At 70.1% G+C, this 15,828-nt stretch carries 13 protein-coding genes and 1 pseudogene; 9 read left to right on the forward strand and 5 right to left on the reverse strand.

Translation table 11 applies throughout. The features are described from left to right. Positions 1-186: 186 nt before the first annotated feature. Genes ACZ39I_RS28305 through ACZ39I_RS28320 form a run of 4 tightly spaced genes read right to left on the reverse strand, consistent with a single transcriptional unit; the run spans position 187 to position 3,714 of the window. On the reverse strand, positions 187-813 hold the full coding sequence (locus ACZ39I_RS28305) for a response regulator transcription factor (protein ID WP_352389987.1): 627 nt from the start codon (positions 811-813) through the stop codon (positions 187-189). After that, on the reverse strand, positions 810-2,009 hold the full coding sequence (locus ACZ39I_RS28310; protein ID WP_467247453.1) for a sensor histidine kinase: 1,200 nt from the start codon (positions 2,007-2,009) through the stop codon (positions 810-812). The genes ACZ39I_RS28305 and ACZ39I_RS28310 overlap by 4 nt, the downstream gene beginning before the upstream one ends. After that, complete coding sequence (locus ACZ39I_RS28315) at positions 2,006-2,851, reverse strand: ABC transporter permease (RefSeq protein ID WP_467247455.1); 846 nt, start codon at positions 2,849-2,851, stop codon at positions 2,006-2,008. The genes ACZ39I_RS28310 and ACZ39I_RS28315 overlap by 4 nt, the downstream gene beginning before the upstream one ends. Then, complete coding sequence (locus tag ACZ39I_RS28320; protein WP_467247457.1) at positions 2,848-3,714, reverse strand: ABC transporter ATP-binding protein; 867 nt, start codon at positions 3,712-3,714, stop codon at positions 2,848-2,850. The genes ACZ39I_RS28315 and ACZ39I_RS28320 overlap by 4 nt, the downstream gene beginning before the upstream one ends. A 145-nt stretch (positions 3,715-3,859) precedes the next feature. Here ACZ39I_RS28320 and ACZ39I_RS28325 point away from each other — a divergent pair, with 145 nt between their 5' ends. The 3 genes from ACZ39I_RS28325 (at position 3,860) to rpsD (ending at position 6,818) form a co-directional block, all read left to right on the forward strand. After that, positions 3,860-4,522, forward strand: coding sequence for a vitamin K epoxide reductase family protein (locus tag ACZ39I_RS28325; RefSeq protein ID WP_467247459.1), 663 nt, complete (start codon positions 3,860-3,862; stop codon positions 4,520-4,522). Between the two features lie 45 nt (positions 4,523-4,567). Further along, complete coding sequence (locus ACZ39I_RS28330) at positions 4,568-5,923, forward strand: replication-associated recombination protein A (protein WP_352389982.1); 1,356 nt, start codon at positions 4,568-4,570, stop codon at positions 5,921-5,923. 280 nt (positions 5,924-6,203) lie between these two features. After that, positions 6,204-6,818, forward strand: coding sequence for a 30S ribosomal protein S4 (rpsD, locus tag ACZ39I_RS28335; RefSeq protein WP_037714931.1), 615 nt, complete (start codon positions 6,204-6,206; stop codon positions 6,816-6,818). A gap of 30 nt (positions 6,819-6,848) precedes the next feature. Here rpsD and ACZ39I_RS28340 read toward each other — a convergent pair. Beyond that, positions 6,849-9,010, reverse strand: a pseudogene (locus tag ACZ39I_RS28340) (ATP-binding protein). 151 nt (positions 9,011-9,161) lie between these two features. Here ACZ39I_RS28340 and ACZ39I_RS28345 point away from each other — a divergent pair. The 6 genes from ACZ39I_RS28345 (at position 9,162) to ACZ39I_RS28370 (ending at position 15,742) form a co-directional block, all read left to right on the forward strand. Continuing rightward, positions 9,162-9,599: a DUF948 domain-containing protein gene (locus tag ACZ39I_RS28345; RefSeq protein WP_467247461.1), complete on the forward strand. Its 438-nt coding sequence runs from the start codon at positions 9,162-9,164 to the stop codon at positions 9,597-9,599. 10 nt (positions 9,600-9,609) lie between these two features. Next, positions 9,610-9,936, forward strand: a complete 327-nt coding sequence (locus tag ACZ39I_RS28350; protein WP_352389980.1) for a hypothetical protein — start codon at positions 9,610-9,612, stop codon at positions 9,934-9,936. Continuing rightward, the gene (gene alaS / locus ACZ39I_RS28355; protein WP_467247463.1) at positions 9,936-12,608 is read left to right on the forward strand and encodes an alanine--tRNA ligase; all 2,673 of its coding nucleotides are present in this window, start codon (positions 9,936-9,938) and stop codon (positions 12,606-12,608) included. The genes ACZ39I_RS28350 and alaS overlap by 1 nt, the downstream gene beginning before the upstream one ends. Further along, positions 12,608-13,072, forward strand: coding sequence for a Holliday junction resolvase RuvX (gene ruvX / locus ACZ39I_RS28360; RefSeq protein WP_007380695.1), 465 nt, complete (start codon positions 12,608-12,610; stop codon positions 13,070-13,072). The genes alaS and ruvX overlap by 1 nt, the downstream gene beginning before the upstream one ends. 122 nt (positions 13,073-13,194) lie before the next feature. Beyond that, positions 13,195-14,922 (forward strand): endolytic transglycosylase MltG, encoded by a 1,728-nt coding sequence (gene mltG / locus ACZ39I_RS28365; RefSeq protein ID WP_467247466.1) that lies wholly within the window; start codon positions 13,195-13,197, stop codon positions 14,920-14,922. Further along, positions 14,903-15,742, forward strand: a complete 840-nt coding sequence (locus ACZ39I_RS28370) for a shikimate dehydrogenase (RefSeq protein WP_467247468.1) — start codon at positions 14,903-14,905, stop codon at positions 15,740-15,742. Before mltG ends, ACZ39I_RS28370 begins: the two co-directional genes overlap by 20 nt. Positions 15,743-15,828 lie beyond the last annotated feature (86 nt).

The raw sequence follows: 15,828 nt of genomic DNA on the forward strand, positions 1-15,828 counted from the left end.
GTCCGCCGGCTCGGCAGGCCCGCCGAGGGAGAGAAGGGGTGCGGGGCCGTCGCCCGGGCCCCGGCCCAGCCACAGGGCCGGACCGGCAGCGCAGGCCGGTGCCCAGCGGCTCTGCCCGGCACGCAGGCTCAACGGCCGCCCCCCAGGGAGTGACCCGACCGCGTCGACGGCGTCCGACACGACGCCTCACTGGTCCAGCAGCCCGTGCCGCATCGCGCTGGTGACCGCGGCTGTCCGGTCGTCCACTCCCAACTTGGCGAAGACGCGCAGGAGATGGGTCTTCACCGTCGACTCGCCGATGAACAGCCTGCGGCCGATCTCCGCGTTCGTGCAGCCCTCCGCCACCAGGCGCAGTACCGCCGTCTCGCGCTCCGAGAGCCGCGGCCGTTCCGGCCTGGTGCGCAGTTGGTCGACCAGACGGGCGGCCACGGTCGGTGCCAGGACTGTCTCGCCGCGCGCGGCGGCCCTTATGGACTGCGCCAGTTCACCCCGGGGCAGGTCCTTGAGGAGATAGCCGGCCGCCCCGGCCTCCACGGCCCGCAGGATGTCCCGGTCCGTCTCGTACGTCGTCAGGACGATCACCCGGCACGGCAGCCCGGCCTCGGTCATCCGCACGATCGACTCCACGCCCGAGCCGCCCGGCATCCGCAGGTCCATCAGCACGATGTCGGGCCGCAGTTCCGCGGCCAGTGCCTCCGCCTGCGGCCCGCTGGACGCGTCGGCGATCACCTCCAGGTCCGGCTCCGCCGTCAGCATGGCCCGCAGGCCCTCCCGCACGACGGGGTGGTCGTCGGCCAGGATGATCCGGATCATAAACAGCTCCTCGGGGGCGGTACGGGCAGACGGACGGTGACCGTGGTGCCGCCGCCGGGCGCGCTGTGCACCCGGACCGTCCCGCCGGCCTCGGCGGCACGGGCGCGGAGCCCCGCGAGACCGTAGCCGTCACGGACGGCCCCCGGGTCGAAGCCGTGACCGTCGTCCCGTACGAAGAGGGTGAGGCTGTCGTCGGTGTAGGCCAGGTCGACACCTACCGTCGCCGAACTCCCCGCGTGCTTACGGCAGTTCGTGAGCGCCTCCTGGCATGAGCGCAGGGCGACGACCTCGGGTCCCGTGGGCAGCGGACGGACCTGCCCGGTCACGGCGAGTTTCGCGGAGTGCCGGGCCGCCAGCCGGTCCAGGGCGTCCGGCAGCGTCGCGCCGTCCAGGTCGGCGGGGGTGCCGTCGGCGACCAGGGCCCGAGCCTCGGCGAGGTTCAGCCGGGCCGTCTCGTCCATCAGGGCCAGATGTCGGCGGGCCTGCGGCACGTCGTGGTCGAGCTCGGCCTCCACGGCCTGGATCAGCATCAGCAGGCTGGTGAAACCCTGGGCGAGGGTGTCGTGGATCTCCCGGGCCATCCGCTCCCGCTCGGCCAGCGCCCCGTGCGCCGCCGACAGCCGCGAGACCTCGTGCCGACTGGTGTCCAACTCGGCGATCAGCGCCGCCCGTTCCTGGCTCTGCTCGATGATCCGGATGACATAGCTGCCCACGGCCACCGAGAAGACCAGGGTGACGACGGCGAACAGGCCGTTGAAGAAGACGTCCTGGTCGCTCGGCCACCAGAGCAGGGCCCAGCCCAGCACGGGCGCCAGGTTGATCACGGCCACGGCGGTCAGCGCCCACTTCATCCGCAGTGTCATGAAGCACTGGGGCACGAGGGCGAACGTCATCAGCCGGGTCTCGCCGACCAGGATCGCCGAGGGCAGGAACAGCGCCATCATCGCGCCGAGATAGGTGAGCGCCTCGCGCGCGTCGGGCGGATCCTGCCGGAGCAGCGGACGCCCGACCCGGACGAAGAGGGGGACCAGCGGCACCAGCAGGGCCGCCGCGGTGACGCGGACCGGCCACCCGGGCTGTGCCGTTCCCAGCACGAACACCAGGGTGGCCAGCCAGATCAGCGCGAAGTAGGTGTCCCAGAGCCGGAACGACCGGTCCCACGAGTACGCGCCCCCGGCGTCCGCCGGACCGTTCATCCGTCGCGCCGGTTCTTCCACCGGAAGGTCAGCAGACACAGCAGCAATCCTCCGACGCACCACGCCCCCAGCACCAGGGCGGTGCGCCCGAACTCCCAGCCGCCGGCCTGTTCCAGGACCTGCGCCGAGTCCGGCAGGAACACCCCGCGCAGCCCCTGGCACATCCACTTCAGCGGGAACAGCGCGCCGATGTTCAGCATCCAGTCCGGGATCGTGTCGATCGCGATGTACACCCCGGAGATGAACTGGAGGACCAGGAAGGGCAGGACGACCACGGAACTCGCGCTCTTGCCGGACTTGGGCACCGAACCGATCGCGATGCCGAGCAGCGTGCACGCCGTCAGGCCGAGCACGAAGATCCAGGCGAAGGCGAACCATTTGCCGGCGTCCGAGGGCAGGTCGACGTCGTACAGCGTGGTGCCGACGAAGAGCAGGATCGCCGTCTCCAGGATGCCGGTGACCAGAACCAGCCAGATCTTGCCGAGGAAGTACGCCGCCGGCGGCATCGGCGTCCCGCGCAGCCTGCGCAGCACCTTCTCGTCCCGCTCGACGGCGATCGAGATACCGAGCGACTGGAAGCTCGTCGACATGATGCCGGCGGCCATCATCGCCGGAACGTAGAGCTGCGAGGCCTTGATGCCGGCCCCTTCCACGTCGTCGCTGAAGATCGACGCGAACAGGAACAGGAAGACCACCGGGAAGGCGAAGGTGAACACCACCTGGTCGCGCTGGCGGAAGAACTGTTTGATCTCCAGGGAACCCCGCCGCAGCCCGAGCCCCCAGACGCCGGGCAGCCCTGCCCGGGCATGACCGCGGGTTTCCCGCACGGCGGCCGTGGTCATCGCGCGTCCTCCTGTCCGGTGAGCCGGAGGTAGACGTCCTCCAGCGTGGGGCGGCTGACCTGGAGCCCCGGGATCTCGCCGTCGAAGCGGCGCATCAGCGCGGCGACCGTTCCGGTCGGGGTGTCCGTGCGCTCGGCGCGCGGGGTGCCGTCCGGCTCGGTCCACTCGACGGTCGCGCCGGAGCCGTACCGCTCCCGCAGAGCGGCCGGCTCGCCCTCGGCGACGACCGTGCCGCGGGAGACCACGGCCAGCCGGTCGGCGAGCGCCTCGGCCTCCTCCAGGTAGTGCGTGGTGAGCAGGATCGTGGTGCCCTCGACGGACAGCTTGCGGATCAGGTCCCAGAACTGGTGCCGGGCCGCCGGGTCGAAGCCGGTCGTCGGCTCGTCCAGGAGCAGCAGCTCGGGGCCCCCGATCACGCCCAGCGCCACGTCGAGGCGCCGGCGCTGGCCGCCCGACAGGGCCTTGATCCGGCTGCCCGCCTTGGCCTCCAGACCCACCAGCCCGATGACCTCCTCGGGGTCCCGCGGCCGCGGGTAGTAGTGGGCGAAATGCCGGACGGTCTCCGCGACCGTCAACTCGGCGGGCGCGGATTCGTCCTGCCAGACGATTCCGACTTTTGAGCGCCACGCGCGTGTGCCGTGCGCCGGGTCCGCGCCGAGCACGGACACCTCACCCGCGTCCCGGTCCCGGTTGCCCTGGAGGATCTCCACCGTGGTGCTCTTGCCCGCGCCATTGGGTCCGAGCAGGCCGAAGACCTCGCCCGTGCGGATGCCGAGATCGATCCCGTCGAGCGCGGTCACGTCGCCGTACTGCTTGCGCAGCCCCCGAACGTCCACCGCGAGTTCGTTCGCGTGTGTGGTCATGCCTGTGAGCATCGGCCGGAACCGAACGCTCGGGGACGACTGTGCGTACTTCCTTATGTCCACCGAACGGTGGACAAGCCTCCAGGTGCGGCACAATGGCCCCTGCCCGAAGAAGGTCCAACTCTCAAGCAGACGGATCGGCGTGATGAGCAAGACCACAGTGAAAGACGTCTCCACGGATCCCGAGCCCTCGTCGGCGAGCGCCGATGCCGCGCCCCGGACGGTGGGCGGCAGCCGTGCCTTCGCGCTGCTGATGGTGATCACCGGTGCCGCCGGACTGCTCGCCGCGTGGGTCATCACGATCGACAAGTTCAAGATCCTCGAGGGAAAGGTCAGCGGCAAGACGTTCACGCCGAGCTGCTCCCTCAACCCGATCGTCTCCTGCGGCAGCGTGATGGAGAGCAAGCAGGCCGCCGCCTTCGGGTTCCCCAACCCGATGCTCGGGCTCGTCTGCTATGGCATCGTCATCTGCGTCGGCATGAGCCTGCTGGCCCGCGCCACGTTCCCGCGCTGGTACTGGCTCACCTTCAACTTCGGCACGCTCTTCGGCGTGGCCTTCTGCACCTGGCTGCAGTTCCAGTCGCTGTACCGCATCAACGCGCTGTGCCTGTGGTGCTCGCTGGCCTGGGTCGCGACGATCACGATGTTCTGGTACGTGACCTCGTTCAACATCCGCAACGACCTGCTGCCGTCCCCGGGCTGGCTCAAGCGGTTCCTCGCCGAGTTCACCTGGGTCCTGCCGGTCACGCACTGCGGCGTCATCGTCATGCTGATCCTGACCCGCTGGGGCGACAAGCTCTGGGCCTGACCGACGGCCGACGGCGTTGTCAGTGCCGTGAACTAGGGTTTCCGTGTGGAGCCCGATCTGTTCACCGCCGCGGCGGAAGAGCGCCAGGAGAAGGACCCGGCCGGCAGTCCTCTGGCGGTCCGGATGCGCCCGCGCACCCTCGACGAGGTGGTGGGCCAGCAGCACCTGCTCAAGCCGGGCTCGCCGCTGCGCCGGCTGGTCGGTGAGGGCAGCGGCGGTCCCGCGGGACCCTCCTCGGTGATCCTCTGGGGCCCGCCCGGCACCGGCAAGACGACCCTGGCGTACGTCGTCTCCAAGGCCACCAACAAGCGTTTCGTGGAGCTCTCCGCGATCACCGCCGGGGTCAAGGAGGTCCGCGCGGTCATCGACGGCGCCCGCCGCGCCACCGGCGGCTTCGGCAAGGAGACCGTCCTCTTCCTCGACGAGATCCACCGCTTCAGCAAGGCCCAGCAGGACTCCCTGCTCCCCGCGGTCGAGAACCGCTGGGTGACCCTGATCGCGGCGACCACCGAGAACCCGTACTTCTCGATCATCTCCCCACTGCTGTCCCGGTCTCTGCTGCTGACCCTCGAACCCCTCTCGGACGACGACCTCAGAGGGCTCCTGAAGCGGGCGCTGAGCGACGAGCGCGGTCTGAAGGACGCCGTCACCCTCCCCGAGGACACCGAGGACCACCTCCTGCGCATCGCCGGCGGCGACGCCCGCCGCGCCCTGACCGCGCTGGAGGCCGCCGCCGGGGCCGCCCTCGACAAGGGTGAGCCGGAGGTCTCCCTCACCACGCTGGAGGAGACGGTCGACCGGGCGGCCGTGAAGTACGACCGCGACGGCGACCAGCACTACGACGTGGCCAGCGCCCTCATCAAGTCCATCAGGGGCTCCGACGTGGACGCGGCCCTGCACTACCTGGCCCGCATGATCGAGGCCGGCGAGGACCCCCGCTTCATCGCCCGCCGCCTGATGATCTCCGCCAGCGAGGACATCGGCCTGGCCGATCCGAACGCCCTGCCCATCGCGGTCGCCGCCGCCCAGGCCGTCGCCATGATCGGCTTTCCCGAAGCCGCGCTGACGTTGAGCCACGCCACCATCGCCCTCGCGCTCGCCCCGAAATCCAACGCCGCGACCACGGCGATCGGCGCGGCCATGGAGGACGTACGCAAGGGTCTGGCCGGGCCGGTGCCGCCGCATCTGCGCGACGGGCACTACAAGGGCGCCGCCAAACTCGGGCACGCGCAGGGCTACGTCTACCCGCACGACCTGCCCGAGGGGATCGCCGAGCAGCAGTACGCCCCGGACGCCATCAAGGACCGCGAGTACTACGAACCCACCCGGCACGGCGCCGAGGCCCGGTACGCGGACGCGGTGGAGTGGACCCGCAGACACCTCGGTCGCAAGCGGTCCTGAGAACCCTGTAGAATCCCTCGAAGTGCTGTGTCCCGTGCAGTCAGAACGGGACGGTCAGCCGGAACCCCCAGTGGGGTTCCCGGAGCGTCGCGCACCGTTCGAATGGTGTCGCGGGCAGCCCACCACCGCTAGCGGTAGGTGGGCCACTCGCGTGCTGCACGTATGTGCCCAGACCAGGGAGCGGCTGCCCTCCAGGTCCTTCGAGGACCCGGCGGGTTTCCCCGGCTGCGGATGCGACCTCCCTCAACCCTGACAAGCCGAAACCAGGAAATGAGAGACAGTGGCGAACCAGCCCCGCCCGAAGGTCAAGAAGTCGCGTGCCCTCGGCATCGCGCTGACCCCGAAGGCCGTCAAGTACTTCGAGGCCCGTCCCTACCCCCCGGGTGAGCACGGCCGTGGTCGCAAGCAGAACTCGGACTACAAGGTCCGTCTGCTCGAGAAGCAGCGTCTGCGCGCGCAGTACGACGTGTCCGAGCGTCAGCTCGTCCGCGCCTACGAGCGTGCCGCCAAGACCCAGGGCAAGACCGGTGAGGCCCTGGTCATCGAGCTCGAGCGCCGTCTCGACGCCCTGGTCCTGCGTTCGGGCATCGCCCGCACCATCTACCAGGCCCGCCAGATGGTCGTCCACGGCCACATCGAGGTCAACGGCCAGAAGGTCGACAAGCCGTCCTTCCGCGTCCGTCCCGACGACGTCGTGATGGTCCGCGAGCGCAGCCGCGAGAAGACCCTCTTCTCGATCGCCCGTGAGGGCGGCTTCGCCCCCGACGGCGAGACCCCGCGCTACCTCCAGGTGAACCTCCGCGCCCTGGCCTTCCGCCTGGACCGCGAGCCGAACCGCAAGGAGATCCCGGTGATCTGCGACGAGCAGCTCGTCGTCGAGTACTACGCCCGCTGATCACCGGCAGGCCGTAGCACCCGCACCACTTCAGCCCGCCGTCTCCCCGCCCTTCCGGGTGGGCGAGGCGGCGGGTTGCTGCATGTCGAGGCTCACTTCGGTCTGCAGCACGCGCCCCCGTGGTGCCGGCAGCCCGTCGAGCGGACGTGCGCCGCCCAGCGCCCGGGACACCGCGGCCTCCCGCCCCAGCGCCCGGCCCTGGCCCAGGCACCGCTGGTACCGCTCGTCGCCCAGCCGCTCCCGGACCATCGCCTCGCACAGCTCGTGCGGGGCGTTGTAGTAGGCCGAGCCGAACAGGGGCAGGCCCACCGAAGGCCACAGCGAGGCCGCCGCACCCTGGAGGACGGCGGCCTCGGCCGCGTCGCCCTGGGCCACCGTGACCAGGGCGAGGAGTTCGATCGACAGCACCGAGCCCAGCAGGTCGTGGAAGGTGTGGGCGCAGGTCAGACAGTCGGTGAGCAACTCACGCGCGCGTGCCGTGTTCCCCTCGATCCAGGCCGCGTACGCCAGGACGTACAGCGCGTACGACCGCGCCCACCGCTCGCCGTGGTCCTCGCACACCCGGCGCACCTCCTCGCACAGCCGCACCGCGTCCGGCAGGTCGCCCAGGAAGGCCCGGGCCATCGCCAGCTCGACCTGCCCCATCAGCACGTTGCTGTTGAGTTCGCCGATCTCCTCGTACCGCTCCAGTGCCGAGCGCAGCAGCCGCTCCGCGCGGGGCATGTCGTCCGAGACGAGCGCCAGACAGCCGGCGCGGTGCTCGGCGTACGCCACCGCCGTCGCGTTCGCGGAGCGCTCCGCCTCCTGGCGGCACTCCTGGAGCGCCGCCAGCGCCGGCACGGTGTCGCCCTGGAGGATCGCCACATAGCCGAGGACCCACAGGGCCTTCAGCCGGGTGTGCTCATGGCCCGGCTCCAGATCGACGCTGCGCTCCAGCCAGTGCCGCCCCTCGGATAGCCGGCCGCAGCCGACCCAGCAGAACCAGAGGGAGCCCGCCAGAAGCCGGGCCAGCTCCGCCCCGTCCGGCTCGGTCAGGGAGTACTCCAGGGCACAGCGCAGATTCGGCAGCTCGGCCTCGATCCGCGCGGCCACCTCGTTCTGGCGCGGGGAGAACCAGTCCAGCTCGCACCAGGTCGCCAGGCCCACGTACCAGTCGCGGTGCCGTCTGCGCAGCCGGACCGCGTCGCCCGTCGCCTCCAGCCACTCGGCGCCGTACGCCCGGACCGTGTCGAGCATCCGGTAGCGCACTCCGGTCGCGGTCTCCTCACGGGCCACCACCGACTGGGTGAGCAGCGCGGACAGGACGTCGAGGACGTCGTCGCAGTGCAGACCGCCGCCGCTGCACACGTACTCCGCGGCCTCCAGGTCGAACTGCCCCGCGAACACCGAGAGCCGTGACCACAGCAACCGCTCCTCGGCCGTGCACAGTTCATGGCTCCAGCCGATCGCCGTGCGCAGTGTCCGATGGCGGGGCAGAGCGTCCCGGCCACCACCGGTCAGGAGCCGGAACCGGTCGTCGAGCCGCTCCAGCAGCTGCCCGGAAGACAGTGCCCCCAGCCGGCCCGCGGCCAGCTCGATCGCCAGCGGAATACCGTCCAGGCGCCGGCACAGCTCCCGTGCCTCCGGATCGTCGCCGACCGTCACCCCCAGCCGTCCGGCCCGCTCCGCGAACAGCTCCACCGCCTCGTCCTCGCCCAACGGGCCGAGCGCGAAGACCTGTTCGCCGGCGACGGCCAGCGGTCGGCGGCCCACGGCGAGGACGGCCAGCGTCGGCAGCTGCCCCAGCAGATCGACGACCAGGCCGCGCACGCGTCCACCAGATGCTCGAAACCGTCCAGAACCAGCAGGAGTTGACGCCCGGTCAGATGTTCCAGCAGCGCCTCGCGCGGAGGCCGCGCGGTGTGGTCCATCAGCCCCAGCGACTCCACGACGGCGTAGTCGACGAACTCCGGATCGCGTACGGCGGCCAGCTCGACGTGCCACACCCCGTCGGCCGGCGCGCACCGGCCGCCCGCCACCCGTGCCGCGAGCCGTGACTTGCCGATACCGCCGGGGCCCGTCACCGTCACCAGCCGCGAGGTGTCGAGCGCCCGTGCCAGCTCCGGGAGTTCCGCGCGCCGGCCCACGAAGCCGTCGAGCTCCAGCGGGAGATTGCCGTTCACCTCGGTGTCGTCGGGCTGATCACTGCGCATGGAACACGGAGAGTACTGAAGCGTATGCACTCCGTACAATCGGCACGGGCAACCCGGCCGCGGGCGAGGGGTGATCCGGTGCGGACCGCCGTCCCCGGCGCGATAGGCTCGGCGGAGACTTTTTCCATAGACAGCACGTATCAGGGAGCGGGTGCACACAGTGTCCGGTGGAGAGGTTGCCGGGATCCTGGTGGCCGTCTTCTGGGCGATCCTGGTCTCCTTCCTCGCCGTCGCGCTGGCGAGGCTGGCCCAGACGCTCAAGGCGACCACCAAACTCGTGGCGGACGTGACCGACCAGGCCGTTCCGCTGCTGGCCGAGGCCTCCACCGCGGTGCGCTCCGCGCAGACCCAGATCGAGCGCGTCGACGCGATCGCCTCGGACGTCCAGGAGGTCACGTCGAACGCCTCCGCGCTGTCCACCACCGTCGCCTCCACCTTCGGCGGCCCGCTGGTCAAGGTCGCGGCCTTCGGCTACGGCGTCCGTCGCGCGATCAGCGGCCGCAAGGACGACGACGTGCCCGCGAAATCCTCCCGGCGTACCGTGATCGTGGGCCGGGCGGTTTCCCGGGGCCGAGGCAAGAAGGACTGAGGCTCAAGAGATGTTCCGCCGTACTTTCTGGTTCTCCTCGGGCGTGGCCGCCGGTGTCTGGGCCACCACCAAGGTGAACCGCAAGCTGAAGCAGCTGACCCCCGAGAACCTCGCCGTGACGGCGGCCAACAAGGCGATCGAGACGGGCGCCCGGCTCAAGGACCGCGCGGTCGGTTTCGCGCTCGACGTCCGCGACAACATGGCCCAGCGCGAGGCCGAGCTGACGGACGCCCTGGGCATCCGGGAGGATCCCGAACTTCCCGCCCCCAGGCGCATCGCCGCCATCGAGAACACGACGTACCCCAAGCATTCGTACAACCGGAATGAGGACCACTGATGGAGTCGGCCGAGATTCGCCGCCGCTGGCTGAGCTTCTTCGAGGAGCGCGGGCACACCGTCGTCCCTTCGGCGTCGCTCATCGCGGACGACCCGACTCTGCTCCTCGTCCCCGCCGGCATGGTGCCCTTCAAGCCCTACTTCCTGGGTGAGGTCAAGCCGCCCTTCGCGCGTGCCACCAGCGTCCAGAAGTGCGTGCGCACGCCGGACATCGAAGAGGTCGGCAAGACCACCCGGCACGGCACGTTCTTCCAGATGTGCGGCAACTTCTCCTTCGGCGACTACTTCAAGGAAGGCGCCATCAAGTACGCCTGGGAGCTGCTCACCAGCCCCCAGGACAAGGGTGGTTACGGCCTTGAGGCCGATCGTCTGTGGATCACCGTCTACAAGGACGACGACGAGGCCGAGCGCATCTGGCACGAGGTCGTCGGCGTGCCCAGGGAGCGCATCCAGCGCCTCGGCATGAAGGACAACTACTGGTCCATGGGCGTCCCCGGACCCTGCGGCCCCTGTTCCGAGATCAACTACGACCGCGGCCCCGAGTTCGGCGTCGAGGGCGGCCCCGCCGTCAACGACGAGCGGTACGTGGAGATCTGGAACCTCGTCTTCATGCAGTACGAGCGCGGCGAGGGCATCGGCAAGGACAACTTCGAGATCCTCGGCGAGCTCCCCAGCAAGAACATCGACACCGGCCTCGGACTCGAGCGCCTGGCGATGATCCTGCAGGGCGTGCAGAACATGTACGAGATCGACACCTCCATGGCCGTCATCAAGAAGGCCACCGAGCTGACCGGCGTGGCCTACGGCGACGCCCACGCCTCGGACGTCTCCCTGCGTGTGGTCACCGACCACATGCGCACGTCCGTGATGCTCATCGGTGACGGTGTCACCCCCGGCAACGAGGGCCGTGGCTACGTCCTGCGCCGCATCATGCGCCGCGCCATCCGCAACATGCGCCTGCTCGGGGCCACCGGTCCGGTCGTGCTCGACCTGATCGACACCGTGATCGCCATGATGGGGCAGCAGTACCCGGAGCTCGTCACCGACCGCGAGCGCATCGAGAAGGTCGCCGTTGCCGAGGAGAACGCGTTCCTCAAGGCCCTCAAGGGCGGCACGAACATCCTCGACACAGCCGTCACCGAGACCAAGCAGGCCGGTGGCACGGTCCTGTCCGGCGACAAGGCGTTCCTGCTCCACGACACCTGGGGCTTCCCGATCGACCTCACCCTCGAGATGGCCGCCGAGCAGGGGCTGTCCGTGGACGAGGACGGCTTCCGCCGCCTGATGAAGGAGCAGCGGGAGCGCGCCAAGGCCGACGCCCAGGCCAAGAAGACCGGTCACGCCAGCGCCGGCGCCTACCGTGAGATCGCCGACCAGGCCGGCGAGACCGACTTCGTCGGGTACACGGACACCGAAGCCGAGTCGACGATCGTCGGCATCCTCGTCGACGGCACCTCCTCGCCGGCGGCCACCGAGGGCGACGAGGTGGAGATCGTCCTGGACCGCACCCCGTTCTACGCCGAGGGCGGTGGCCAGATCGGCGACACCGGCCGGATCAGGGTCGACTCCGGTGCCGTCATCGAGATCCGTGACTGCCAGAAGCCGGTCCCGGGCGTCTACGTCCACAAGGGCGTCGTCCAGTTCGGAGAGGTGACCGTCGGGGCCAAGGCCCAGGCCTCGATCGACAACCGCCGGCGTACGGCCATCGCCCGCGCCCACTCGGCCACCCACCTCACCCACCAGGCGCTGCGGGACGCGCTCGGCCCGACGGCCGCCCAGGCCGGGTCGGAGAACCAGCCCGGCCGCTTCCGCTTCGACTTCGGCTCCCCGTCGGCGGTGCCCACGGCCGTGATGACCGACGTCGAGCAGAAGATCAACGAGGTGCTCGCCCGTGACCTCGACGTCCGCGCCGACGTCATGGGCATCGACGAGGCCAAGAAGCAGGGCGCCATCGCCGAGTTCGGCGAGAAGTACGGCGAGCGGGTCCGCGTGGTGACCATCGGCGACTTCTCCAAGGAGCTGTGCGGCGGCACCCACGTGCACAACACCTCGCAGCTCGGCCTGGTCAAGCTGCTCGGCGAGTCGTCCATCGGCTCCGGGGTCCGGCGCATCGAGGCGCTCGTCGGTGTCGACGCCTACAACTTCCTCGCCCGCGAGCACACCGTCGTCGCCCAGCTCCAGGAGCTGATCAAGGGCCGCCCGGAGGAGCTCCCGGAGAAGGTCTCCGCCATGCTCGGCAAGCTGAAGGACGCCGAGAAGGAGATCGAGAAGTTCCGCGCCGAGAAGGTCCTGCAGGCCGCCGCCGGTCTCGCCGAGTCCGCCAAGGACGTCCGCGGGATCGCCGTCGTCACCGGTCAGGTCCCGGACGGCACGACCCCCGACGACCTGCGCAAGCTGGTCCTCGACGTACGCGGCCGCATCCAGGGCGGCCGGGCCGCCGTCGTGGCCCTCTTCACCGTCAGCAACGGCAAGCCGCTGACGGTCATCGCCACCAACGAGCCCGCCCGCGAGCGCGGTCTCAAGGCCGGTGACCTGGTCCGCACGGCCGCCAAGACCCTCGGCGGCGGCGGTGGCGGCAAGCCGGACGTCGCCCAGGGCGGCGGCCAGAACCCGGCCGCGATCGGTGCGGCCGTGGACGCCGTGGAGCGCATGGTCGGGGAGACGGCCAAGTAATGCGCCGAGGCCGCAGACTCGCGATCGACGTCGGGGACGCCCGCATCGGGGTCGCCTCGTGCGACCCCGACGGGATCCTCGCCACTCCGGTGGAGACGGTCCCGGGCCGGGACGTCCCGGCGGCCCACCGCCGGCTGAAGCAGCTGGTCGAGGAGTACGAACCGATCGAGGTAGTCGTCGGTCTCCCTCGCTCCCTCAAGGGGGGCGAGGGCCCGGCTGCCGTGAAGGTCCGCGGCTTCGTCCAGGAGCTCGCCCGGGGGATCGCGCCCGTTCCGGTCAGGCTCGTCGACGAGCGGATGACCACCGTGACGGCCAGTCAGGGACTGCGCGCATCCGGAGTGAAATCCAAAAAGGGCAGATCGGTCATCGACCAGGCAGCAGCCGTGATCATTCTCCAGCAGGCCCTGGAATCCGAACGGGTGTCAGGTAAAGCACCCGGCGAGGGCGTCGAAGTGGTCATCTGATCGCGATACGGTAACGTTCCGCGCGATGCGGCGACATTCGAACAGTCACCGCACAGAAAGAGGCGGATCGGTAGCCGGATCGTGGACGAGGGAGACCGCCGCCTCGCGGCTCTAGGGGATCGATGACTGAGTATGGCCGGGGCCAAAGCTCCGAACCGTGGCATCCGGAGGACCCGTTGTACGGGGACGACGGATGGGGTGGACAGCAGGCCCAGGCGGGCCAGCAGTCCCCCTACGGCGGCCAGCCGCAGCACTATCCGGAGCAGCCGCAGCAGCCGCAGTACGACAACGGCGGCTGGGGCGACGGCCAGCAGGCCGCCTATGGTCAGGCGCAGCAGCAGTACCCGCAGCACGACGGCCAGTACGACCAGCAGCAGCAGTACGACCAGCAGCAACAGTACGGTCAGCAGCAGTACGACCAGCAGGCGTACCAGGGGCAGTCGCAGCAGTCGTACGACGACAACGGCTGGCCGGCCGGCACCCAGGCGCAGATCCCGTACCCCGCCGACCCGTCGGATCCCTACGGTCAGCAGCAGGCCGCCGCGTACGGCGCCGAGCAGCAGGACTACTACGGCAGCCCGGACGCCTACCCGCCGCCGGAGCCGCCGAGCCGTCGGCAGGCCGAGCCGGAGCCGCAGATCGACTGGGATCCGGGACCCGACCAGGGCGAACACGCCTTCTTCGCGGGCGACGACGACAGCGAGGACGAGTCCGACGACCCGAAAGGCGGCCGCGGCGACCGGCGCGGGCGCGGCGGCAAGGGCGGCAAGAAGCGCAAGAGCGGTTGCGCCTGTCTGGTGGTCCTGCTGGTGTTCGGCGGCGGCACCGCGGGCGTCGGCTACTTCGGCTACCAGTTCTACCAAAATCGTTTCGGCGCGGCTCCGGACTATGCCGGGGACGGGACGAGCGAAGTGGTCACCGTCCAGGTCCCCAAGGGCGCGGGCGGGTACGTGATCGGCCGGCTGCTCAAGGACGCGGGTGTGGTCAAGAGCGTCGACGCGTTCGTGTCCGCTCAGGAGCAGAACCCCAAGGGGAAGTCGATCCAGGCCGGCGCCTATCTGCTGAAGAAGGAAATGTCCGCCAAGAGCGCCGTCGTGATGATGCTCGACCCGGACAGCCAGAACAACGTGCAGGTTGTTCCGGGAGCGAGAAACCTCAAGGTCTACGAGGCGATCGACGGGAAACTCGATCTTGCTTCCGGCACCACGAAGAAGATCGCCGAGAAGGAATACAAGAGCCTCGGTCTGCCGAGCTGGGCGAACGACAACGAGGACATCAAGGACCCGCTCGAGGGTTTCCTCGCTCCGGGTAACTATCCGGCCGCGAAGGGCATGAAGCCCGAGACGGTGCTGAAGGACATGGTCACCCAGGCCGCCGAGACGTACCGCAAGTACGACCTGGAGGCGAAGGCCAAGGCGCTCAAGCTGGACAGCCCGCTGCAGGTCATCACGGTCGCCAGCCTCGTCCAGGCCGAGGGCAAGACCGAGGAGGACTACCGCAGGATGGCGGAGGTGGTCTACAACCGCCTCAACCTCGCGAACCCCGAGACCTACGGCCTGCTCCAGTTCGACTCGACCTTCAATTACCTGAAGAACGAGAGCAACATCCGCATCTCCGAGTCCGAGATCAAGAGCAACAAGGATCCGTACAACACGTACACGAACAAGGGTCTGCCGCCCGGCCCGATCGACAACCCGGGTGATGTCGCACTGAAGGCGGCGCTGAACCCGACCGATCAGGGCTGGTACTACTTCGTCGCGACCGATGGAGTGAAGACCACCGAATTCGCCAAGACCCACGCCGAATTCCTGAGGCTCAAGGACAAGTTCGATGCAAGCACGGGCAGCTGACGCCCGCCGGGCCGCCGTTCTCGGCAAGCCCATCGCCCACTCCCTCTCGCCGGTCCTGCACCGGGCCGCTTACGAGGAGCTGGGCCTCACGGGCTGGTCGTACGACCGGTTCGAGCTCGACGAGGCCGCACTGCCCGGGTTTGTCGAGGAACTGGGGCCGGAGTGGGCCGGGCTGTCGGTGACCATGCCGCTCAAGCGGGCGGTCATCCCGCTGCTCGACGGGATCAGCGCCACGGCCGCCTCGGTGGAGGCCGTCAACACGGTGGTGTTCACCAAGGACGGCCGCCGCCTCGGCGACAACACCGACATCCCGGGAATGGTCGCCGCCCTCAGGGAGCGGGGCATCGAGCAGGTCGACTCGGCGGCGATCCTCGGCGCCGGTGCCACCGCCTCCTCCGCGCTCGCCGCGCTGGCCCGGATCTGCACCGGCGAGGTCGTCGCCTATGTGCGCAGCGAGGCCCGGGCCGCCGAGATGCGGCAGTGGGGCGAGCGACTCGACATCGAGGTCCGCACCGCGGACTGGGCGGACGCGGCCCAGGCCCTGCGCGCCCCCCTGGTGATCGCGACCACCCCCGCCGGGGCGACGGACGCCCTCGCCCACGCCGTACCGGAGCGCCCCGCGGCCCTCTTCGACGTGCTCTACGACCCCTGGCCGACGGAGTTGGCGGCCCGCTGGTCGATGATCGGCGGAGCCGTGGTCGGCGGCCTCGACCTGCTCGTGCACCAGGCGGTGCTCCAGGTGGAGCAGATGACCGGCCTGCGGCCCGCGCCCGTGGAGGCCATGCGCAAGGCGGGCGAGCACGCGCTGGCGGCCCGCTGAGACCCGTCCACGTCCGTCTGCTGGACCTGTGACCGGCTCCCGGCGCCGGACGTGGGAGGATCGGAGGTGGCGGGCCGGGGCCGCGC

Source organism: Streptomyces sp. NPDC024687 (assembly GCF_055559055.1).